Annotated in this window: 19 protein-coding genes and 3 pseudogenes; 5 read left to right on the forward strand and 17 right to left on the reverse strand. The window is 65.4% G+C overall.

Annotated features, from left to right (window positions below; genetic code table 11):
• Window positions 1-283: 283 nt before the first annotated feature.
• The 6 genes and pseudogenes from ACF0H6_RS00125 to ACF0H6_RS00150 all read right to left on the reverse strand — a co-directional run bounded on the left by ACF0H6_RS00125 (window position 284) and on the right by ACF0H6_RS00150 (window position 6,426).
• Window positions 284-1,144 carry a phosphogluconate dehydrogenase C-terminal domain-containing protein gene (locus ACF0H6_RS00125; protein ID WP_395247957.1) on the reverse strand — a complete coding sequence of 287 codons (861 nt, stop codon included), beginning with the start codon at window positions 1,142-1,144 and terminating at the stop codon, window positions 284-286.
• 1 nt (window position 1,145) lies between these two features.
• Entirely contained in the window at window positions 1,146-1,946 is an 801-nt protein-coding gene (locus tag ACF0H6_RS00130; protein ID WP_395247958.1) for a sugar phosphate isomerase/epimerase family protein, read from the reverse strand.
• Window positions 1,943-2,764, reverse strand: a complete 822-nt coding sequence (locus tag ACF0H6_RS00135) for a triose-phosphate isomerase family protein (protein WP_395247959.1) — start codon at window positions 2,762-2,764, stop codon at window positions 1,943-1,945. Before ACF0H6_RS00135 ends, ACF0H6_RS00130 begins: the two co-directional genes overlap by 4 nt.
• A complete protein-coding gene (locus ACF0H6_RS00140) occupies window positions 2,748-3,218 on the reverse strand; it encodes a ribose-5-phosphate isomerase (protein ID WP_395247960.1) in 471 nt (156 codons plus the stop codon). Before ACF0H6_RS00140 ends, ACF0H6_RS00135 begins: the two co-directional genes overlap by 17 nt.
• Window positions 3,215-4,963: pseudogene (locus ACF0H6_RS00145) on the reverse strand (dihydroxyacetone kinase family protein). The gene ACF0H6_RS00140 and the pseudogene ACF0H6_RS00145 overlap by 4 nt, the downstream one beginning before the upstream one ends.
• Before the next feature lie 98 nt (window positions 4,964-5,061).
• Window positions 5,062-6,426: an MFS transporter gene (locus ACF0H6_RS00150; protein WP_395247961.1), complete on the reverse strand. Its 1,365-nt coding sequence runs from the start codon at window positions 6,424-6,426 to the stop codon at window positions 5,062-5,064.
• Window positions 6,427-6,631: 205 nt separating this feature from the next.
• Here ACF0H6_RS00150 and ACF0H6_RS00155 point away from each other — a divergent pair, with 205 nt between their 5' ends.
• From ACF0H6_RS00155 to ACF0H6_RS00165, 3 genes are all read left to right on the forward strand, one after another.
• Window positions 6,632-7,375, forward strand: coding sequence for a FadR/GntR family transcriptional regulator (locus ACF0H6_RS00155; protein ID WP_395247962.1), 744 nt, complete (start codon window positions 6,632-6,634; stop codon window positions 7,373-7,375).
• Between the two features lie 317 nt (window positions 7,376-7,692).
• Window positions 7,693-9,459, forward strand: coding sequence for a hypothetical protein (locus ACF0H6_RS00160; RefSeq protein ID WP_395247963.1), 1,767 nt, complete (start codon window positions 7,693-7,695; stop codon window positions 9,457-9,459).
• Between the two features lie 68 nt (window positions 9,460-9,527).
• A complete protein-coding gene (locus ACF0H6_RS00165) occupies window positions 9,528-10,283 on the forward strand; it encodes an SDR family NAD(P)-dependent oxidoreductase (protein WP_395247964.1) in 756 nt (251 codons plus the stop codon).
• A 365-nt stretch (window positions 10,284-10,648) separates the two neighbouring features.
• Here the strand turns inward: ACF0H6_RS00165 and ACF0H6_RS00170 are convergent, their stop codons facing one another.
• The 9 genes and pseudogenes from ACF0H6_RS00170 to ACF0H6_RS00210 all read right to left on the reverse strand — a co-directional run bounded on the left by ACF0H6_RS00170 (window position 10,649) and on the right by ACF0H6_RS00210 (window position 18,671).
• The gene (locus ACF0H6_RS00170) at window positions 10,649-11,641 is read right to left on the reverse strand and encodes an MFS transporter (RefSeq protein ID WP_395247965.1); all 993 of its coding nucleotides are present in this window, start codon (window positions 11,639-11,641) and stop codon (window positions 10,649-10,651) included.
• 37 nt (window positions 11,642-11,678) lie between these two features.
• A pseudogene (locus tag ACF0H6_RS00175) lies at window positions 11,679-12,089 on the reverse strand (MFS transporter); the annotation flags it as partial.
• 126 nt (window positions 12,090-12,215) lie between these two features.
• On the reverse strand, window positions 12,216-13,169 hold the full coding sequence (locus ACF0H6_RS00180; RefSeq protein ID WP_395247966.1) for a TAXI family TRAP transporter solute-binding subunit: 954 nt from the start codon (window positions 13,167-13,169) through the stop codon (window positions 12,216-12,218).
• Window positions 13,166-14,668, reverse strand: coding sequence for a sensor histidine kinase (locus tag ACF0H6_RS00185; RefSeq protein WP_395247967.1), 1,503 nt, complete (start codon window positions 14,666-14,668; stop codon window positions 13,166-13,168). Before ACF0H6_RS00185 ends, ACF0H6_RS00180 begins: the two co-directional genes overlap by 4 nt.
• Window positions 14,669-14,671: 3 nt before the next feature.
• Complete coding sequence (locus ACF0H6_RS00190) at window positions 14,672-14,752, reverse strand: hypothetical protein (RefSeq protein ID WP_395249839.1); 81 nt, start codon at window positions 14,750-14,752, stop codon at window positions 14,672-14,674.
• Window positions 14,753-14,846: 94 nt separating this feature from the next.
• A pseudogene (locus ACF0H6_RS00195) lies at window positions 14,847-15,125 on the reverse strand (response regulator transcription factor); the annotation flags it as partial.
• Window positions 15,052-15,333 (reverse strand): response regulator, encoded by a 282-nt coding sequence (locus ACF0H6_RS00200; protein WP_395247968.1) that lies wholly within the window; start codon window positions 15,331-15,333, stop codon window positions 15,052-15,054. The pseudogene ACF0H6_RS00195 and the gene ACF0H6_RS00200, both read right to left, overlap by 74 nt.
• Window positions 15,334-15,411: 78 nt before the next feature.
• Window positions 15,412-16,386, reverse strand: coding sequence for a hypothetical protein (locus tag ACF0H6_RS00205; protein WP_395247969.1), 975 nt, complete (start codon window positions 16,384-16,386; stop codon window positions 15,412-15,414).
• Window positions 16,387-16,406: 20 nt separating this feature from the next.
• Complete coding sequence (locus ACF0H6_RS00210; RefSeq protein WP_395247970.1) at window positions 16,407-18,671, reverse strand: thiamine pyrophosphate-dependent enzyme; 2,265 nt, start codon at window positions 18,669-18,671, stop codon at window positions 16,407-16,409.
• A gap of 217 nt (window positions 18,672-18,888) precedes the next feature.
• On the opposite strand from ACF0H6_RS00210, the gene ACF0H6_RS00215 reads away from it, so the two are divergent.
• The gene (locus ACF0H6_RS00215) at window positions 18,889-19,773 is read left to right on the forward strand and encodes a LysR family transcriptional regulator (protein WP_395247971.1); all 885 of its coding nucleotides are present in this window, start codon (window positions 18,889-18,891) and stop codon (window positions 19,771-19,773) included.
• Window positions 19,774-20,138: 365 nt separating this feature from the next.
• Entirely contained in the window at window positions 20,139-20,360 is a 222-nt protein-coding gene (locus ACF0H6_RS00220; RefSeq protein WP_395247972.1) for a hypothetical protein, read from the forward strand.
• Window positions 20,361-20,465: 105 nt separating this feature from the next.
• Here ACF0H6_RS00220 and ACF0H6_RS00225 read toward each other — a convergent pair whose 3' ends face one another.
• The gene (locus ACF0H6_RS00225) at window positions 20,466-20,837 is read right to left on the reverse strand and encodes an FCD domain-containing protein (protein ID WP_395247973.1); all 372 of its coding nucleotides are present in this window, start codon (window positions 20,835-20,837) and stop codon (window positions 20,466-20,468) included.
• A gap of 40 nt (window positions 20,838-20,877) precedes the next feature.
• Window positions 20,878-21,168, reverse strand: a complete 291-nt coding sequence (locus tag ACF0H6_RS00230) for a GntR family transcriptional regulator (protein ID WP_395247974.1) — start codon at window positions 21,166-21,168, stop codon at window positions 20,878-20,880.
• Between the last annotated feature and the right edge of the window lie 28 nt (window positions 21,169-21,196).

Consider the following 21,196-nt stretch of genomic DNA (forward strand, 5'->3'; position numbering starts at 1 on the left):
ATCTCCGGGCCACAGAATCGGGCTCATAGTCCTGCCGCGGCTCCTCCCAAGGCACGCGCTGCATTCGACCATGTCCTTTTCAGGAACGGCTGGCAGAAGCTGCCAGAGTTTATCGAGTTCGGCAGCGCTGCTGCTGGGGCTGGCGTTCATACCAGTAACCTGTTCCACCGGTAATACCTCCAGCCGATGCAACATTGGCAAGTTGAGGCGGAATGAGCAGGGCGAAATGGAAGAAACTACCGTCTGGGGTGTCCGGCGGCGCCGGGCACCCCAGAGGCCGTGGCTAGCGCTTGACGGCGTCCAGCTTAAGCATTTTGGCGATGACGCCGTCGAGTTCGGAGTCGTCGAAGATCTTCTTCCAGTCGTCCTTGATGATGGTGTCCTTGCCGTACTGGATGGCGATTTCGCAGGCCTCGGAGAACGGGTTGGAGCCGCGCAGGGCGTTGGTGAGGGCGATCTGGACGTGGCCGAACAGCATGGCCTTGGCTGCCTCCTCGGGAACGCCGGCGGTGTGGACGGTTTCGTGGAGGGCCTCGTTGAGGAGGGTGCCGATCATGCAGGCCACGGTCTCCACGAGGGTGGGCTCGAGGATGGCGAGCTGCTTCACGGTGACCCAGTGGACGTCGATGACCGGGGCGTAGATGGTGCGGATGGTCGCTTCGGCAGCGTCACGGGTGGCAGACGGTGCGTCATCGTCGATCGCGGCAACCACGTTCTGCGGGGCGCCCTGGCCGCCGAAAGTGTCGGCCCATTCTTCCTTGGTGGTGCGCTCCAGGAACACGGACGGGTGGCACGGGTGCGCAACGGCCTGGACCACGTCGTCGCGCTTGGCCAGCAGGCCGGCGTACGCGGCGGCCGGGTCTAGGGTGAGGAGGATCGAGCCGGGTTTCATCTGCGGGACGATGCCTTCGGACACGATGCCAAGGACGGTGTCAGGGACGGCGAGGATCACGACGTCGGCGCCCTTCACGGCGTCGTCGGCGGCGGTGATGTCACGGCCTTCGGCCTGGATGCGCTCCTGGCCGGCGGGGGAGTTCTCGCTGTAGAACACGGTGTGGGCGCTCTTCTGGAGGTTCCGGGAAACGCGCATTCCCATTTTGCCACCGGCTCCGATGACGGCGACAGTCAATTTTTCTGCTGACATTTCATTTGCTCCTTAGGAATTCGATGCTGTGCTGGGTCCACTGGTTTTCGAGGCGGATGGTTTCCGCCTCGGAGTCCTGCCAGGGCAGCCAGTGTTCGACGATCTGGTTGATGTTTCTTTGGTGAGGCTGGAAGGTGCTGACCATGTAGTCGTAGTCGAGCAGGCCTTCGCCGAGCGGTGCGCCGGCGTAGGTGAAGCCGACCCACCCGTCTTTGCGGGTGAAGGCGAAGTCCTTGATGTGCATGTTCAGGACGTGGGGTGCGACGGCGTCCATCACCTCGCGCGGCATCTCCAGGGCTGCAATGGTGTTGGCAGGGTCGCTGCAGATGCCGAGCCAGTGGCTGTCCACGCCGCGTATAACGTCCAGGATTCGTGCGGTGGGCACCTGTTCGTAGGTTTCCACCGCGATCTTTACGCCCGCGGCCTCGAACCCGGGCAGGACTTCTTTGAAGATTGCCACGGCTTCTTCTGCCGTTGGGGCATGGCCGGGCGTGTTGAACATGGTCCTCAGCAGGGGTGAGCCCAGGATCCCTGCGATGTGGAGGAACTTCCGCAGGTGCTCGGGGCGGATGCCCTTGGTGCCTAGCTCCAGCGAGATTCCCAGCCGGTCCGCGGTGGCCCGGACTGCTTTCAGTTCGGGGTCCGTCATGGTTTCCAGCGGTGCGTAGTCGCAGACCTGGAAGAGGTCCACGCCCAGGTCCGCGGTCCGCTCGATCGCCTGGTGGATGCTCAGCGGCTCGGAGACCTTATCCGAGAGCTGCCAGAAGAACGCGTAGCTGCTCAGACCGATTCGTGAGCTCATACCGTCACCGCCGCTGCGGCCAGCCGTGCTGCTGTCTCATCAAGGATGGTCTTCAGTGCTTGGGGATCGTGCGCGAAGCGGCCCAGGAACAGGCCGGCGACGGCGGAGTCCAGCTTGGAAATCAGGCCGGGCCCGGCGCTGCCGCCGTAGATCACGCGGCTGTCCGCCTGGCCGGGCAGGCCGCGCAGGTGTGCGTCCAGTCCGGTGATGACGGCGCTGATGTACTCCGGCGTGGCCGGTTCCGAGGCGCCGATGGCCCACTGCGGCTCGTACGCCACAATGGTCCGGCGGGCCGGTGCCAAGGACCGGGCGCGGTTGATGGCCGCATCGATTTGCGCGGAGCAGCGGGTGACCGCTTCATTCACGGATCCCTGCTGCAGTTCCCCGACGCACAGGACGGGCGTGAGGCCGTTGCGGTAAGCCGCGGCGGTCTTCAGCCCGATGACCGTGTCGTCCTCGCCGAAGATCCGGCGCCGTTCGGCGTGGCCCACCTCGACGTAGCGGCAGCCGAGTTCGGCGACGGTTTGGCCGCCGACCTCGCCGGTGTACGCGCCTTCGTCTTCCCAGAAGATGTCCTGCGCGCCGGTGGCAGCCCCTGCGGTTCCGAGGATGCGGGCAGCTTCGGGCAGCACGGGCAGGGTGGGCAGGACAAAGAGCTCGATGTCGCCGTTCTGGATGGCCGGGTGCGCGAATGCGATCGCGGCAACGTCGCGGCAGTAGTCCACCGAACGCTGGTAGCCGAAGTACATCTTCAGGCTGACGCCGATGATGGCCTTCGGTGATGTTCCGCCGGTGGCGGGCTTAGCAGGAAGTGACACCCTCGTAGTCCTTAATCAGGGTGACTTTCTCGGCCGAGGCGGAGGTTTCGTCGAAGGTGTAGGTGAGCCATTCGCGGGCGAGCCGGCGGGCCAGTTCGAGGCCGACGACGCGCTGGCCGAACGTGAGGACCTGGGCGTTGTTGGACAGGATGGACCGTTCGACGGAGTAGCTGTCGTGGGCTGTGACGGCTCGGATGCCCGGCACCTTGTTCGCGGCGATGGCAACGCCCAGGCCGGTGCCGCAGACCAGAAGTGCGCGGTCTGCTTTGCCGGCGGCGACGAGTTCGGCGGCGGCGATGGCCACGGAGGGGTAGGGGGTGTGGCTGGTGGCGTCCACCCCGACGTCGGTGACGGATTCGACCAGGTCGGAGGCTTCCAGGTCAGGCTTCAGGGCTTCCTTGTACTCGTATCCGGCGTCGTCGCAACCGACGACCAGGCGCAGTTTGGCGCTCATGCTTTCTCCTTTATGGTTGTCCGCTCGATGAGCGTGTTGTGGATGGCTCGGATGATCAGTGCCATGGACACCGCTCCGGCGTCGGGGGTGCCGAGGCTTTTCTCGGCGTGCGGGCGCGCACGGCCCACGCGGGGCAACAGCTGGGCGGTGTCATCGGCGGCCTGCTCTGCGGTCACCGCGGCGGCCGCCCAGGCCTCAGTGAGGGACTTGCCGGCTTCGACGCCGGATGCCAGGGCATCGCGGAACGGAACCAGGACGTCCACCAGGGTCTTGTCGCCCGGCTTGGCCTTACCGAAGTCCATGATCGAGGCCGCGGCTCCCGCGACTCCGGCGGCCAGAGCGGCTGCGTCGGGCGCTGTGCTGTCTCCTACGGCGTCGCCGACGGCCCGCAGGGCCATTCCCCAGAGGGCGCCGGACGTGCCTCCGGCCTTGTCGGCCCAGGCGTCTCGCCGGCGAAGTGCAGGGTGGTGGCGGCGCCGGCACCGCGGGCGACGGCGTCTTCCGCAGCGTCGACGGCGGCGCGGACGCCGCGTTCCATGCCGATGCCGTGGTCACCGTCGCCGGCGATTGCGTCGATCCGGCCCAGCTCGTCCGCGTTGGCATCCACCACGGCCCTGGCAGCGCCGAGGGCGGCCAGTGACACGGGCGGCACCAGCGCGGGACTCCGGCGTCGCGTCGGGGATGGAAAGCTCGACGTCGGCCGCCTCACCGCCGGTGGCGTCCAGGGCCTCGGCGGTGACGGCGCCGCGGCGGAAGGCCGGCGTGTCAGCAGGGGCGTTCCAGAGCTTCTCCAGTTCGTCATCAAGCCAGAACAGGGTGAGCGATGTTCCTGCCATGTCGAAGCTGGTGACCAGCTCGCCCACCTGCGGGTCCACGGATTCAAGGCCTGCTTCAGCGAGGAGCTGGGCGATGCGGCGGTACACCACGAAGAGCTCTTCATACTTGACGCTGCCCAGGCCGTTGAGGATGGGAACCACACGGGCCCGGGTTGAACCGTCCGCGACGATGCCCTCCGGGACCTCGGTGAGGAGCTTGGACACCAGCAGTTCGGCGAGTTCATCCGCCGTCGGAATGTCCGTTTCGCCGATGCCCGGTTCGCCGTGGATACCCATGCCCACGGCCATGCGGCCCTCGGGGACGGAGAACAGCGGGTGGTCCGCGCCCGGGAGGGTGCAACCGGTGAATGCGACGCCGAACGAACGGGTGCGGTGGTTGGCGCGCCCGGCGATTTCCACCACCGCGTCCATGGCGTAGCCGGCTTCCGCGGCGGCCGCAGCCACCTTGAAGACGGTGAGGTCACCGGCGATGCCGCGGCGCTTGGTGCGCTCCGCCAGGGGGCGGAAGAAACGTCGTCAGTGACGGCGATGCTGCGGCAGTCGATGCCTTCCTTGCGGAGGCGGTCCTGGGCCTGGTTGAAGTGCAGGACGTCGCCCGCGTAGTTGCCGTAGCCCAGCAACACGCCGCCGCCGTTGTCCGCTGCTCTGGCGACGTTGTAAACCTGCTGTGCCGAGGGGGAAGCGAAGAGGTTGCCCATCGCCGCTCCGTGAGCCATGGCCAACAAGTCCGGCGAAGGCGGGGTAGTGGCCGGAGCCGCCGCCAATCACCAGTGCCACCGTGTCCGGGGTGCTCTTGGTGTTGCGGACAACGCCGCCGGACACACGCTTGACCCAGCGTTGGTGGGAGGCGACGAAGCCCTCAATCATTTCGTCAGCAAAAGCTGCGGGTTCGTTGAACAGGCGGGTCATGGCAAAGCTCCTGGGCTTAACTAGGGAGGTCGTGATTCGGGCGGGCTGGCGACGCGGGTGCGAGGCGCCCTTCCGGGGAGGAGGGGCGCCCCTTGGTCCTACGGCTCGGCGTGGTGGCCGGCGCCCGAGGGGTCGAGCGCTTCAGCCGGTACGCCTTCGCTGACCTTGCCGGAGCGGCTGAGGGTGACCATCAGGATGCAGGACAGGAGCATGAAACCGCCCACTACGAACATCGGGACGGTGTAGCTGCCCGTCCAGTCCTTGAGCCAGCCCGTGACGTAGCCTGCGCTGAAGCCGGCAAGGTTGCCCACGGTGTTGATCAGGGCGATTCCTGCGGCTGCTGCGGCGCCGGTTAGGAACTGGGTGGGCACCGTCCAGAAGTTGGGCAGGGCCGCGAAGATGGACATGGCGGTGATGGTGATGACTGCGATAGTGGCTGCCGGGGATCCCGCGAACAGCGCCAGCGGAATGCTGACGGCGCCGGTCAGGGCGGGAAGTGCAATGTGCCAGGTCTTGACGCCCCGCTTGGTGGCGTCCTTGGACCAGAAGTACAGGGCGAAGGCTGCCGGCAGGTACGGGATCGCGGTGATCAGGCCCTTCTGGAAGACGTCGAACTTGGTGCCGTAGATGCCTTCGAAGCCGGAGATGATGGTGGGCAGGAAGAACCCGAGGGCGTACAGGCCGTAGATGAAGCCGAAGTAGATCGCGGAGAGCATCCAGACGCGGCCGTTGCCGAACACGGTGCGGACGCTGACGTGCTTGTTGCCTGCTGCGGTTTCCTTCTTTTCCTGCTCCAAGGCGCCGGTCAGCCAGATCTTCTCGTCCTGCGTCAGCCACTTGGCTTTGGCGGGGGAGTCAGCGAGGTAGAACCAGGCAATCACCCCGATGAGGATGGCGGGGACCGCGACGCCAAAGAACATAACGCGCCAGCCCTCGAGGCCGAAGAGTCCGTGCTGCTGGATAAGGAGACCGGCCAGCGGGGCGCCGATCACAGTGGTCAGCGGCTGGGCCAGGTAGAAGAGGGCCAGGATCTTGCTGCGGTGGCGGGACGGTACCCACAGGCTGAGGAACAGGATGGCGCCGGGGAAGAAGCCGGCCTCGGCCACGCCCAGGATGAAGCGCAGGATGTAGAGCTGCTCAACGTTGCCCACCCAGGTGAACAGCAGGGAGACGATGCCCCAGCTGACCATGATGCGGGCGAGCCAGCGGCGGGCGCCGAACTTGTGGAGGGCCAGGTTGCTGGGGATTTCAAGCAGGATGTAGCCGATGAAGAAGACACCGGAGGCGAAGCCGAACTGTGCCGCCGAGAGCGCCAGGTCTGTGTTCATGCCGTTGGGGCCGGCGAAGGAGATGGCCGTGCGGTCCAGGTAGTTGATGAAGAACATCAGGGCGACGAACGGCACAAGCCGGATCGCCACCTTCCTGATTGCAGATCTTTCGACCACCGATTGTGTGGTGTCCACGTTGACTCCTAGATAGTGATGTTCCCGGCCGCTTCCTTCAATGGAGGCTTGGGGTTCTGTCGGCTGGCCCTCAAAGTGTCAGGACGCAGGGACGGCTGCAAAGTGTGTGAGTTCCACCATAAAAGATAAAACCGGAATTGGTCAACCGGTTGACTTGTTTGTTGTTCCGGCCTACACGGGGAGGGCCGGTTGCTAGGCTTGGAGCGTGCCCATAAACTCTGCCGCCTCGTCGGCCAAAATCAGCGAAGCGCTCGGCTCTGTAGTCCAGGGTTCCGTTGTGTCCGAGGTCGCCGAGCGCCTGCTCGCCTACTTCACCAGCGGCGATATCGCCGTCGGAACAAGGCTTCCTGCCGAGCGCCAGCTCGCCGCTTCACTGGGTGTGGGCCGGTCCGCGGTGCGCGAGGCCCTCGCCGCGCTGGAGATTCTGGGGATCGTGATCGTCCGGCCGGGTTCCGGGACATACCTGCGTGACGGCATCTCCGAACTCCTGCCCCGGACATTGAGCTGGGGCCTGATGCTGGGAGCCCCCCGGACCCGCGAGCTCGTGGAGTTGCGAAGCGGCCTTGAGGTGCAGGCGGCACAGCTCGCGGCTGAACGGATCACGGCGGAGTCGCTGGACCGGATGCGCGCCAACCTGGCCGCCATGGCAGAGACCCTTGAGGACCTCGCGGCCTTTGTGGAGGCGGACGCCGCGTTCCACCGGGAAATCGCGGTAAGTTCCGGAAACCAGGTACTGCAGGAGTTGCTGCAGAGCATCAGGTCCCTGCTGCGGATCTGGGTGGACCGCGCCCTTACTGACGAGGGTCATGCCGCCGCCGCCCTGAAGGAGCATACGGAGATTTTCGCTGCCCTTGAGGCACACGACAGCGAGGCGGTCACCAGGACCATGCACTCGCATATGCTCACGGCATCCAGACGGCTGCTCGCGGGTTTCGACGCCTCCCAGTAGCTTTCGCGGGCCAGCTTCCATCCGGTTATTGGTCAACCGGTTGACTTGATCTCTTCGTCGATCCCATAATCGAATAATGGCCTGCCTGACAGGCTATCTTTGAATTCGCATCAGCACGCCGGGCAGCCGGGCCACAGAAGCGCCGGACACGGCAGAGAGCAGTGACGTGTCTTCCCAGCCCCTGACGAGCCAGCATCACATCAACCAACCGGAACTGCCCCTTGCCGTCCAGGCCCGGCTCGCACCCCCGCGCCACGCCCTGTCCGCAGGACCCTGGGCCGCCCATCTTGTGGGCGACGAACTGGCCCACATAAGTTATGCGGGCCGGCCGGTACTGCGGGCTGTCAAGGCCGTCGTCCGCGACCAGGGACTGGAGGACTCCGCAACCTACCCTTGGAAGTGTCGAGATCACCCGTGCCCTCAACGGCCTGCTTGCGCGCTGGAAGGTCGGATTTGCCGGCTACGGCGTTGAGTACCAAGGGGAACTGACGGCGGAGTTCACACCCGACGCCGTCGAAATCGCCTTTGAGGGCACCGCCATGCACGCTTTCCGCAGTAACCGGATCGGCCTGGTGGTCCTCCACCCGCCCGAGGAAGCCGGGCGGAACGTCACCGTGGAGCATTCCGACGGAACCAGCACCGGAGAACGGTTTCCGGTTGAAGTCAGTCCGTACCAGCCCTTTATGGACATCGCCGCCCTTCAGTGGGCCGACGCGGGCACGGCCTTCCGGCTAGCATTCACCGGGGATGTCTTTGAGACAGAGGACCAGCGGAACTGGACGGACGCGTCCTTCAAGACCTACAGCACCCCGCTCGCACGTCCGTTCCCCGTGCATATCGGAGCGGGGGACGTTGTCCGGCAGTCGGTGCGGCTGGAAGCGGCCAGCCTGGAACCCCCGGAGACTGTGGAAGTGGCGGCGGGCAGCCGTCCGGACGGCACGGCCGCCCCTGCCCAGCCGGCGGTCACCCGTCCGGCCGCCGCACTGGGCGCTGCAGCCGGCCGTGTGCCGGCGCTTGCAGTAGGGGCCGGACCGCAACCGGGGTTGCTGAGCGTGATCCCTGGGCTGGACGCCATCCTGGTGGAACTGACCGAAGAACCAGGGGCTGCTCCCCGATCCGGCTGGGCGGCCAGGCTGCAGGCAGCCGCAAACGCGGCCGGCATCCATGGAGCGGGGCTGGATATCCGGGCCGTGACGCCGGACCCTGTTGGCTCCGTGGCAGACCTCGCACCGTACCTGGGGCAGGCCACGCGGCTTGCGGCCTTCCACCCCGACAGCCACTTCACTGAGCCGGAGACCTGGGGCGAATTCAGGACATCGGTCCGGGCGGCCGGGTTCGAGGGGGAGCTCCTCGCGGGCGCCCGCTCCCACTTCACCGAACTGAACCGCACCAGCGGCCGCATGCCGTCGGACCCTGACGCCCTCACCTTCAGCATCACGCCGCAGATGCACAGCACCGAAACCGCGCACATCATCGACAGCGTGCCCATGCAGCGGCTCGTGGCCCGGAACGCGCTGCGGCTGGGCGGCGGGTGCCCCCTCCATGTCGGGCCTGTGACGTTGCTGCCGCGGTTCAACGCTGTGGCCACATCCGGTGTTGCTGCCGCGGTGGATGCCGATGAGCTCCAGCCTGAACCGTTTACCGCAGCGTGGACCCTGGCAAGCATTGACGCGCTCACCTTGGACGGGGTGGAGTCCGTCAGCTACTTCGAAGCGTCGGGGCCCAGGGGGATCTCAGACGCAACCGGCCGGTTGAACCCCGCAGGCGAATTGCTGAAGGCCCTGGCCGCAGTAAGGGGCAGCGCCTTGTTGTCGGTTCATGCCAACAGCGTGTCCTCCCTGACCCTGTATCCCGTGCTGGCGTCCGGGAGCTTGCTGGTTTTCGCCGGAAACCTCTCCGGGTCAGCCGTTGAGGCGGACGTCCAGCTCCCCGCTGATGTGGCCGCTGCCGACGGCCAATGCACCGCTTTCGGGCCGGGGGCGGCCATCCGATTCCGGCCCAACAACGACGGCGACACCTCGCAAGGGTGCCTGACCCTCAAACCCTGGTCAGCCGCCGTCGTCCGTTTTCCGGCCTCCGGCTGACCCACTGTTCCCGCACTTTTGCCGCCTGCTTCCGGGCGGCGGCACCACGCTTAGCGAAAGGAGACCCCATGGGTCTGCGTCTTGAAAGAAAAACTGCCCTGGTGACGGGGGCGGGCTCAGGGATCGGCCTGGCGGTTGCCCAACGGTTCGTCGCCGAAGGGGCTGCGGTCTACTTCGCAGATATCAACACAGAGGCCGCCGAAAAGGCCGCCGCGGCCACCGGATCAGCCGCGGCGCACGTCCTCCGGATGGATATTTCCGATGAGGACAGTGTTGCTGCGGCGTATGCAGCCGTCGCGGAGGGCGGCCGGCTCGATATCGTGGTGGCCAACGCCGGCGTGCAGCTTTTCGGCCAGGACGCCAAGGTGGGCGCCCTGGACCTCGCGGTATGGGAGAAGACCATTGCCATCAACCAGCGCGGCGCCTTCCTGACCCTCAAGCACGCCGTCCGGGCCATGGAAGCCGGGGGCGGCTCCATCATCTGTACCGGCAGTCCCACAGCCGTAGTGGCCTGCGGCCAGACCTTCACCGCCTACACCAGCTCCAAGGCCGGAGTCCACGGCCTCGCCCGCGTGGTCGCAGCCGACTACGCCAACGCCGGCATCCGGGTCAACATCGTGGTCCCGGGCTACACGGAAACGCCCTTGGTCCAGGCCATCGCCGATGACCCCGTCAGCCGGGCAGGCCTTGTTGACTCCACGATGCTGGGACGGCCGGGGACCGCCGCCGATGTTGAGGGCATTATGGTCTTCCTCGCCAGCGACGAATCGGCCTACGCCACCGGTGGGATCTTCACGGTGGACGGCGGCCTGACGGCCCTGTAAAAACGGCGTTTATGGCCCCTGGGTAAAACGGTCATCGGGGACGAACAGGGCAGTGTCTGCGTTGGCAGACGCGGCGGGCCGGGTCAGTTGATCATCGGCGGTGTTCAAATCCTGATCTTTCTCGTCGCGGGCTGCCGGGGGCTTTCGGTTGACGCTTTTTGGCTGAGACACCCGGAGTGGGGACTGGTATTGGAAGAGCGGTTTTGCCCCGCGAAAGGGTTGGGTCTTTTGCATTCCGGTTTCCATTTTGAATTGCGAGAGTGTTTTGGGCTGTTCTTGCCAAGGGTCGGATGTCTCGATGAAACGGACGACGGCGGGAAGATCCCGCCGTCGTCCGTCAATTTTTCCTTGGGGTGCTTGGGCTATTAGGCGGTCCGAGACGAACCGCCGAGGACTGCCTCAGTGTTGGCCTTTTCGGCCGCCGTGGGCAGCAGGTCTGCTTCGAGCGTGGAGTTCTTGGCCGGGTCCTTGACCATGACAGCCGCTAGAAGCGTGAGTGCGATGCAGACCGTGACGTACCAGAAGAAGGCTGATTCGTTGCCGGCCTGCTTCAGCGCGAGGGCGATGGGTTCGGCGGTGCCACCGAAGGTTGCGGCAACGAGGGCGTGGGGGATACCGACGCCGAGGGCGCGTACGCGGGTGGGGAACATCTCGGCTTTGACGATGGCCGCCAGTGCGGTGTAGCCGGAAACGAAGAGCAGGCCGGTCAACATGAGGGCGAATGCAACGAAAACGTTGGTGGTGTGTGAAAGCATCGTCATAAGTGGAACCGTCATGACGGTGCCGCCGATGGAGAAAAAGAGCATCACTTTGCGACGGCCGATGCGGTCCGAGAGGGCTCCCGCTGCAGGCTGAAGGAACATATAGACGAATAGGGCGCAGAAGCTGATGAGGGAGGCATCTTCCTTGCCGATGCCTGAGGTGTTGACCATGTACTTCTGCATATAGGTGGTGAAGACGTAGAAGGCGACAGTTCCGCCAAGTGCCAGTGCAAAGACGGCAAGGAGTTGGCGGGGGTACTGCAGCAGGGCGCGGAGTGAACCGACCGGCTTCGCGGTGCTGGGTGACGGGGCATACCGCTTTGCCTGTTCGATCTTGTAGTGTTCGGATTCGTCCATGCTGCGGCGCAGGATCATGACGCCGAGGCCGGCTACGGCTCCGACGATGAACGGCACGCGCCATCCCCAGGTGGCCATCTGCTCGGAGTTCAGCACGCTCTGCAGCAGGATCATGACCAGCAATGCGGAGAGCTGGCCCAGGATGATGCCGACATACTGGAAGCTGGAGTAGAAGCCGCGCTTGCCGGGTGTTGCGATCTCTGCCAGTGGAGGTTGCGCTGGATCCGTATTCGCCTCCAACGCTGAGGCCCTGTGCAAGCCGGGCAATGACAAGGAGAATCGGGGCGAACATGCCGATCGTGGCGAAGGACGGGGTGAGGGCGATGGTCAGGGATCCTGCGCTCATCAGCAGTACCGATGCTGCCAGGGCGTTGCGGCGGCCGTACCTGTCTGCGTACATCCCCAGGATCCATCCGCCCAAGGGCCTCATGAGGAACCCGACGGCAAAGACGGTAGCCGTTGACAGCAGTTGGGCGGTCTGGTTTCCGGATGGAAAGAATGAGGCCGCGAAGTAGATGCTGAATGATGCGTAAACAAACCAGTCATACCATTCGATCAGGTTGCCTAGGCATCCCTTGATGACGTTGCTGACGACCCGCGGCTTTGCCGGCGGCACCTCGGCTTGTTGTGTGTTCATTTGAACTCCTTTGTCCTTGTAGTGCCGACGGCATTCTGCTGTCGTTGCCATCGTGTTCGGGTCTTGCGCCCGTGAACTAGTTCAAATGTGTCGCATATCACCGCGCCTGAGAATGAAAACAGCGAATTCTTAGGACTCCCTTAGGGTTGTCGTGATTTGGCTTATACTCGGGCGGCGTTATCTGTGGTGGCGGCGGTAAGCCGCGGCCGCTCCGGCGCGAAGCGGCACTCCGGATGTGTAGATCAGGGAGCGCGTGTCCAGGTACTGCACGCCCACGGTGCCAGGGGGAACGAGTTCGGAGGATCTGCCGACCAGGACATCAACGATCCGGCCCACCACATCGTCCGGTAGATCTGCCCGGGCCAACAGAAGGCTCGCTATGCCGATAGAACCGACCTCTTCCCGTGCTCCGTAGAGGCCGACGGGCAGTCGGACTTGCTGGTACACGGGGCCGTAGGCAGCCTGTAGTGCCGGCAAGTAGCTCGAAAGGTCGATCAGCCGCAGTCCTTGGGCCGGGCCCCGTCCGCCGCTGGGGTCCACCGCGGGGTGGGGAACGCCCCCGGCGAACAGGGCGGCTTCCACGTCGCCGCTTGCGAGGGCATCCAGGACTGCTGTGATGGGTACAGCCCGGATCTGCACATCGGCTTCGGTGAGGCCGGCGGCCTTCAGCAGCAGCCCGCCGGCCCTGGCGGTTGCCGAACTGGCGCCCAGGCTGATGGTGCGTCCGCGCAGGTCGGTCAGGGTGCGGATTGGGGAGTCCGCCGGGACTGCGAACTGGAGATAGTTCAGGTAGACGCGGCCCACGGCCCGTAGTTTGTCCCGCTCTGTCGCGGCGACGTCGGCCAGGGCCAAGGCCAGGTCCAGCCGCCCAGCCAGGATGTCCGGGATGTTCTCGACCGACCCCCCGGTGATGCGCGGGTCGAGTGTAAAGCCTGTGTCGGAACGCTCGACGGCGGCGGCCAGTGATTGCCCGAAGTCGAAGAAGAAGCCGCGGTTCTCGGCTGTGCCGAGGCTGTATGTGCGCGCGACGGGTTGGCACCCGCCGAGGGACATGCCTGCAGCGACTGCCGCGGCGCCGGCGAGCAGCCGCCGTCGGGACAGCGGGGGATTGGAGCTGCGGTGAGTTGTCATGCGCCGGCCTCTTGCGCGTCGTCAGCAGCCGGTCGGCCGCGGCCGGCGGGCTGGTCCGCAGGAGCTGCGAACGACATCACGACCGTCAAGCCGCTGCCCGGGGTTTCCCGGATCAGCAGCTCGCCGCCGTTGCTTTCCACGAGGGCCTCCACAATGGACAGGCCCAGTCCGGTGCCAGTGGGGTGGCCACCGTCTCCAGGCGTTTCACCCTGAGAGCTGCCCCGGTAGAACCTCCGGGTGATAAGTGCCAGTTCCTCGGGCGCGACGCCAGCGCCGTCGTCGGCAACGGTGACCACCGTCCGACGGCCCCCTTCAGGGCTGTTGCTCCTGCCGGTAGATATCCGCGCAGTGGTGCCGGGGCCGGCGTATTTGCAGATGTTGTCGAAGAGCACGTCCAGGATCTGTTCCAGATCGCCTGTGCTGACAAGTGCCTCCAGCCCGGCGGCGTCGTGGTCCACTCGGAACTCAATGCCTGACTCCACAGCCGTGTCCTGCCAGAAGTCCGCCCGTTCGACGGCGACCAGATGCGGGACGCACGTGTTTTCGCCGTCGCCGCCTTTTGTCCTTGGAGCCTCGGCAACCGAAAGGGCCAACAGGTCATCGAGGATTTCTTCAAGCCGGACGGCCTCGCCCATGGCGCGTTCGTGGCTCTTTTTGCCCTCCTCCTCCACACGCGGTCCGAGGGTGTCCAGCCTCAGCTGCAGGGCTGCCAGTGGATTCCGGAGCTGGTGGGCTGTGTCGGCCACCAGCCTGCGCTGTGCCTCCACCGACGTATGGACCGCGCTGTCCATCGTTTCAAAGGCAGCGGAGAGCTTCCGCAGCTCCGGCGGCCCCGTTCTGCCTAGGGCTGATGGGGAGCCGGGTGTCCCGCTGCCCACTGCGACGAAGGGGAGGCTTTTCGTCAGCCGCTGCATGCGCGTGCTGACTTCCTCCAGGGGACGCAGCACCCACCGGCTCACGGAAAGTGCCAGGGCGCCAAAGCCGATGACGGCGGTCAGGAAGCCGACTCCGATGACGGCCCAGCCCAGCAGAATGTCACTGCGAGTGGACTCTGTCGACGCAACAATCACCACCGCCCCGTTGACCTGTGCGCCCGTTCCGATGGGTTTGGCGAAGACAACGGTGTCGGTGCTCCAGGGGGTCAGCAGCTCCACTCCGGATGACCTTTCGTTTCGCAGGGCCCGGCCAATCGCGGCGGCGACGGCCGGATCGTCAAGGCTGGTTCCCACGGCGTAGGGTGCGGCCCCCCGTGTTGACACAACGGCCACGGCCTCCCCATACAGGCCGTGATAAGCACTAACCTCCTCGAGGAGAAGGCCCGAACTTCCGTTCCTGGCGTAGCCGTCGGCCAAGTCGGTGAAACGCTGGAGGTCAGCATCGCGGCTCAGGACAAATTCGCGGGTCCGTGCGTCAGCCATGGAGGCCGCCAGGGGGAAGGCAAAGGCCGTGACGACGACGGCGCCCAGCACTGCGAGGACCAGGAGGAGGCGGGTCCGCAACCGTCAGCCGATCCAGCGGTAGCCGAAGCCCCGGATCGTTTCGATCCGGGGCGGCCGGCCGAGTTTGGCGCGGAGAGCTGTCATGTGGACATCCAAGGACTTTGAAACTGCTACAAAGGCGTCCCCCCAGATCCTGGTCCATCAATTGCTGCCTGCTGACCGCGGTGCCCGGGTTGTCCACCAACGCGGCGAGGAGTTCAAACTCCTTGGTGGTCAACGGGACGGGGGTGCCTGCCATCGTGAGCTCCCGCCCGGCAAGGTCAACGGCGAGATCGCCAAACCGGCGTACGGTCGACGTCGACTCCCGCGCCCTGACTGCCCGCCGCCGGATCGCCTCGATCCGGGCCAGCAGTTCGGTCATCCGTGCCGGCTTGACCAGGTAGTCATCGGCTCCGTTGCGCAGCCCCCTGACCACCGACCGTTCGTCGTCGCGGGCGGTGAGGATGATGACCGGCACGGCCGAGAGCCTGGCGGAGGCTGCGGAGGACCTCGATGCCGTCCATGTCCGGCAGTCCCAAGTCGAGGAGGACCAGGTCGAACTCCGGGTGGCGGGTAAGGATGTCCCCGCCGCGGGACATCCGGTCGGCGGCGATGCGGTTGGCAGCCAGCGCATCGATCAGCGCCCCGGCCACCCCGTCATCATCCTCGACGACTCCAATGCGCATCCCGTGTCTCCTCTCAAATACGCGGGGCGTTGCAGGCAAGCCTGCAACGCCCCGCCTGTCCGCTACTCTAGATCCGCGTCAGCTGATGCGGTAGTCGACTTCACCGGCCTGCGCGGCCGTGGCGAGGATGCGCTCCTGTCCGGCCTTGTGTGCGGCGGAGTATCCGTCGGCGGGGGATGCCGCCTCCGGCCTGCCGACGTACCCCAGGGAAAACTTGCCCAGGCCGAGCTTCAGGAGCTTGGGCAGCACGTAGGTCCAGGCGCCCATGTTCTCCGGCTCCTCCTGCAGCCACACAATCTCTTCAAGGTTGGCCGCGGCGGCCGCCACTTCCCGCAGGATTTCCTCCTGCGGGAAGGGGTAGAGACCTTCAAGCCGGAGGAGCCGCACGCCGTCGCCGAGGCGGTCCTTGATTTCGACGCCCACCTTGCCGGAGCACAGAAGGAGCCTGCGGGTCTGGTCGCTGGCGGCGCCGTCGGCGAGGACGGGCCTGAACCTGACGGGTGCGAAGTCGGCCATTGGTGATTTTGCCGATTCTGCGCGGAGGAGCGACTTGGGCGTGAAGATGATGTGCGGCCGCGGGTCGTCCGACGCCGCTGCCCCGACGAGGGCTGCGAAGTACTGCGCGGCGGTGGTGGGAATCATGATGCGCGAGTTATCCCGGGCCGCCAACTGGAGGAACCTCTCCAGCCGTGCCGAGGAGTGCTCAGGCCCGGCACCTTCCCAGCCGTGGGGGAGGAGGATAACGAGCCGGCTGTCGCGGCCCCATTTGTCGTGTCCGGCCATGATGAACTGATCGAACATCACCTGGGCGACGTTGACGAAGTCGCCGAACTGCGCCTCCCAGATCTGCAGGGAGTCCGTGTTGGTCCGGCCGTAGCCGTACTCGAAGCCCACGGTGGCCACTTCGGTCAGTGGGGTGTTGGCCACGAGGAACGGGGCTTTGTCGAAGGCCAGCCGCTCCGCCTTGTCTCCTGTCGTGGCATCGTGGACCACGATGTGGCGGTGGCTGAAGGTGCCGCGTTCAACGTCTTCGCCTGTGAGCCGGACGGGCACGCCGGCCTCGTTGATCAGCTTCAGGGCGAGCAGTTCCGCCTGGCCCAGTCAGCCAGGGCGTCCTGGGCGCGGGTGGACTTGCGCTTGGAGAACTGGCGCATCAGCTTCGGGTGGATGGCGAAGCCGTCGCGGTCCTGTTCGGCCAGGTCGAGAACGCCGAGAGCCCAGTCAGCCGGTGCGGCTTCCAGCCCAGCGCGCACTGCCGGGCGGGGAGCGAGCTGCTGGTTAACCACCGTCTCCAGGTCGAAGGTCCGCGCCTTCTCCAATGCCTTGACAAGCTCGGCCCGTGCCGCGGCCTTGGTGGTTTCCACGTAGTCGGCCGGCACCAGGCCGGAGGCCTCAAGCCTGGCCGCGTAGATTTCGTGCACGGGCGGGTGCTCATCGATGTCGGCGTAGTAGATGGGCTGCGTGTACCGGGGCTCGTCCGTCTCGTTGTGACCATGCCGCCGGTAGCCCAGCACGTGGATGATGATGTCCTTGCCGAAGCGTTCGCGGTAGTCGAAGGCGATCTTTGCGGCCACCAGGTTGGCGTCGATGTCGTCCGCGTCCGTGTGGATGACAGGGACGTCGAATCCCTTGACGACGTCGGAAGGCCACAGCGTGGAGCGCAGCTGAAACGGCGTGGCCGTAAAGCCCAGGCGGTTGTCCTGGACGATGTGGACGCTGCCGCCTACATCGTACGGTGCAAGGTTCTGCAGGTTCAGGGTCTCGTACACTACGCCCTGTCCGGTGAACGCGGCGTCACCGTGGAGGAGGACGGGCAGGACGCGGCGCTTGGCCTGGTCCATGCTTTCCCCTTCGGCGACGAGCCGGTCCTGCTTGGCACGGACTGCGCCGAGGGCAACGGGGGAGACAAATTCCAGGTGGCTGGGGTTCTGCTCGAGGGTGACGTTGATGGAGGAACCGTCGACGTCGTCGAACCTGCCCTCGCCACCGAGGTGCTGGCGGACATCGCCCACGGGGGCTTTGGCTGTGGCGCGCGCAGTGGGCAGGAACTCCGCCAGGATGCGCTCGGCGGGCCAGTTCAGGATGTGGGCCATGATGCTCAGCCGACCTCGGTGCGCCATGCCCAGGACCGTGTCCGAATAGCCTGCTTCTGCGGCGTGTCCGGCCATTTCTGCGAGGGCGATGACCGTCGCTTCGAGGCCCTGGACGGACAGCGTTTTTTGGCCAAGAAACTGAGTCTGCAGGTAGGCCTCAAAAACATCGAGTTCGGTGGCGAGCCGGAGTGCCTGAAGGCGGCGGGAGGAAGCGGGCGACGGCGTGCCGTTCCGCAGGAGCTCGGCAAGCCATACACGGGACTCGGGGTCCGAGAGGTGGCTGAATTCCACTTCGACACCTTCGGGAAGCCAGGACCCTTCGTTGCGGGCACGCACGGGTTCAAGCCGGGCGACGGCCGTGCTGGCGGATGTTTCGTACTCGGCCAGCCTGATGTCGTCGTGTTCCGATCCCGGCTGGGCGGGAAGATCCAGCAGGACATCGCCGGCAGGGGTGCCGCGGAGCTCGCCCTCGAGTTCAGCAAGGAACTCCGGCGACCTTAGCAGGTTCTCTACGGTTCCCAGGAAGAGTCCGGAATCGGCACCTTGGATGGCACGGTGATCGTAGGTTGAGGACAACGTGAGGACGGGATTGACATGCTGGGTGCGGGCGAGTGTCTCAAGCCCGGCAGGAATGCCGATGGCTCCTGCCGCGACGATGATTCCCGGGCCGGGCGGCAGCAGCGGGACGCCGGTGGTGGACCCGAAACGGCCAGTGCTTGTCAGGATCAGCGTGGCCCCGCGAAGGTCGGTGACGGCGACGGTTCCGGCGCGGCAGGCTTCAGACAGCTCGCCGAGGCGGCTGACGAAGGCCGGGAAGGAAAGGCTGGCGGCATCACGGATCACAGGGACCATGATCGAATGGCCCGCAGCCGTCTCAACATCCACGGCCACGCCGAGGTTGACCGTGGCTTCTTCAACCAGGATCAAGTCCTTATCCGCCGCTTCGACCCTGCGCCGTACCGCAGGGACAGTGCCTTGGGCCGCTCGTGCCATCGCCGTGGCAAGGACCGCGGCGATGGGGACATTGAAGCCTTGGGCCCGCAGCCGCCCGCGCCACTGCATCAGTGACGACACCTCGAAAGTCCGGATGGTTGACGCAGTCGGGATGGCCAGGCTGGCCTCCATATTCCGGGCCATCGCCGCAGACCGGCCGCGCAGGGGGCGTCGCCTGTCGGAGCCCGCCGCGCTTCCGGAACCGGACTCGGTGGAGTTGGAATCGGGGGTGGTTACGTTGTGAAGCATCATCTTCGACTTTCGCGGGGGGACAGAATGAGGTGCCATTCGGAAAGAAGACTGTAGTGGCACCGTATCGGGATGCATTCCATCATCCGCGTTATGGATCAGACCTACCAATAGTTTCTTGTGATGTATCTATGTCATAGAGTGATCGTGCCCGGCACGGCCCAGAGTACGAATCAGCACTCCCATGCCACCGCTTGAAGACGACGGAGGAACCATGGAAATGAGGCAGCTCCAGGCCCTGCTGGCTGTGGCGGACACCGGAAGCGTGACGCGGGCAGCCGAGCTGCTGCACGTCGTGCAGCCTGCTGTCACACGGCAAATCCATAACCTCGAAGCGGAACTAGGAGCAGCGCTTTTTGACCGAAGCCGCACGGGAATGCGTGCTACGGACATCGGTGTTCAGGTCATCGAACGTGCACGACGGGCGCTCAGCGAACTGGACCGCGCCCGGGAGGAGGCGCGCTCCTCCGGGGCAGGCTTGCATGGAATCGTCACCGTTGGCCTTCTGGCCAGCACCGCGGCATTGCTCGCTGTTCCCATGGTTTTCGCGGTGACGGAACGGCATCCAGGCGTTCGGCTGCGGGTGGTGACTGGATATGGCGGCCATCTTAGCCGCTGGCTTGAGGCTGGAGACGTAGACGTGGCCCTCACCTACAACCAGCCACCGACGGTCGCACTGGAGGCCAGGCCGCTTCTGGAGGAGGACCTGTGGGCGGTCGCACCTCCCACCGCAGGCGATGTCACAGCTGAAGGCGTTGACCTTCGCGAACTATTACAGCGCTCACTGGTGATGCCCAGCGCGCCACACGTCATCCGCTCGCTCGTTGAAAGTGCCGCGGCGCGCATCGGGCTCGCGTTGGACATCGCAGTGGAAACGAATGATGCCGGCGTACAGAAGCAGCTGGTGCAGGGCGGCCTCGGATGGACGGTCCTGCCAGGCATTATGGTTGCCGACGAAGCTGCGGGTGGCACACTCAACGCGGCTCCCATCGTTAACCGCTGGAATCCCCCGAAGAATCATCCATGGCCAGGCCGACCAGCGCCCGGTCCACGATCGCGGTCCGCATGGTGGCGGAAGTACTGGAAGAGACAGTTCTGGGCCTGATTGAAGCCGGAAAGTGGCCGTCTGCCCGGCTCGTCCGTTAGCAGCAGACCATGTACGCAAATTAGCGTGCCAGCCGAAGGACGTGACACGCGCGTCTAGCAATCGAAGCATCTTGGCGCCGGACTTTCCGCGCCTCAACAGGGCGGCGGCTGGACTTGGGCCGAAGGCGTTCGACCACGAATATATTGATATCCGCCAATTGAAATTTCTACTTTAAGTAGAAGCCCAAAAAGTTGACCGTAAAGCTTACGGATTCTAGCCGCCGGACGGAATATATCAGATGGAGGGAATCGTCGAGATCCAACTGCACGAGTGACCGGTCTGGGAACGTATCCCAGGACGTCATTGTTTCCCGGAACCGGCCCTTGGGCTCCTCCAACGCAGCCAACAAGGACCCAGGCGACAGGGAAGACTGGACTCATCTGCGAGGCGGCATGGTGGAGGTTCGGCTCGACGGCAACCTTGTTCGCGTAGGCAAAGTGGGCCAAGCTACCGCCGATTCCACCATGTTCTGGATCGAGGAGGACGCAGTCGAACAGCGCGCACTTTTCGTAGAATCAGCCGGGTACACGGTGAGGCCGCACTAGGGCAACGCGAATCGGTAGGGCCCAAGCACCCGAAAGGAGCCGTGGCAGCAGCGGAGCTGGGCCGGACACACTGGACCGCTGAACTTGCGCCGGATTGCGCTGACGTCAGCCCGTAATAAGAGCCCGAGCATCGGTCGCGGCGGCGATGCGTTCGTCGAAGTGGGCGGCCAGGAGCTCGCCCGAGTGGACAATATGCTGGTGCATGGCGGCCCGGGTTGCTTCCGGGTCGTGAGCCTGAATGCCCTTGAGGAGTTCGGCGTGGTCGTCCATGGTGGCCTGGGGCCAGCCGGGGATCGAGGAGTAAAACTGCCGGGGGACGTACCGGGTGACCAGGCCCAGGACCCAGACCGTTTTCCGGGAGTTGGCCATCAGGTTGATCTCGCGGTGGAAGGCGTGGTTCTTCTCTTCCAGGAGTTCGTGGTTGTTCCGTGCGGCGGCAGCGCTCAGCTCGTGATGCAATGCTTCGAGTTCGGCCACATCCTGTTCGCTGGCATTGGCGGCAGCCCGGGCGGCAAGTTCACCGCCGATGAGGGCCTGGACCGTGGAAGAGGTCCCGGATGTCCTGGCCGGTCAGGGGTGCCACCACGAATCCTTGCCGCGGCACAAGTTCCAGGAAGCCTTCCACGCGCAGGGCCTGCAGCGCCTCACGTGCGGGGGTAGTGGAGATGCCGAGGTCCTCTCCGATGGTCTCGGGGCGGACCAGGGTCCCGGGCCGCAATTCACCGGACATGATGAGGCCCCGGATATGGGCGGTGGCCTTCTCGCTCAGTTGCGGGCGGGCGCTGCTGCGGGGGCTGCGGCTGGTCATGGGCTGCGGACTCTTTCTGATCAATTTC

The organism is Arthrobacter sp. NA-172 (genome assembly GCF_043952055.1).
GTDB lineage: Bacteria > Actinomycetota > Actinomycetes > Actinomycetales > Micrococcaceae > Arthrobacter.

Coding starts and splice junctions, on each gene's coding strand:
- ACF0H6_RS00125 (WP_395247957.1), bottom strand. CDS start 1,144: ATGTCAGCAGAAAAATTGACTGTCGCCGTCATCGGAGCCGGTGGCAAA.
- ACF0H6_RS00130 (WP_395247958.1), bottom strand. CDS start 1,946: ATGAGCTCACGAATCGGTCTGAGCAGCTACGCGTTCTTCTGGCAGCTC.
- ACF0H6_RS00140 (WP_395247960.1), bottom strand. CDS start 3,218: ATGAGCGCCAAACTGCGCCTGGTCGTCGGTTGCGACGACGCCGGATAC.
- ACF0H6_RS00160 (WP_395247963.1), top strand. CDS start 7,693: ATGCGGGCCGGCCGGTACTGCGGGCTGTCAAGGCCGTCGTCCGCGACC.
- ACF0H6_RS00165 (WP_395247964.1), top strand. CDS start 9,528: ATGGGTCTGCGTCTTGAAAGAAAAACTGCCCTGGTGACGGGGGCGGGC.
- ACF0H6_RS00180 (WP_395247966.1), bottom strand. CDS start 13,169: ATGACAACTCACCGCAGCTCCAATCCCCCGCTGTCCCGACGGCGGCTG.
- ACF0H6_RS00190 (WP_395249839.1), bottom strand. CDS start 14,752: ATGACAGCTCTCCGCGCCAAACTCGGCCGGCCGCCCCGGATCGAAACG.
- ACF0H6_RS00200 (WP_395247968.1), bottom strand. CDS start 15,333: ATGCGCATTGGAGTCGTCGAGGATGATGACGGGGTGGCCGGGGCGCTG.
- ACF0H6_RS00210 (WP_395247970.1), bottom strand. CDS start 18,671: ATGATGCTTCACAACGTAACCACCCCCGATTCCAACTCCACCGAGTCC.
- ACF0H6_RS00215 (WP_395247971.1), top strand. CDS start 18,889: ATGAGGCAGCTCCAGGCCCTGCTGGCTGTGGCGGACACCGGAAGCGTG.
- ACF0H6_RS00230 (WP_395247974.1), bottom strand. CDS start 21,168: ATGACCAGCCGCAGCCCCCGCAGCAGCGCCCGCCCGCAACTGAGCGAG.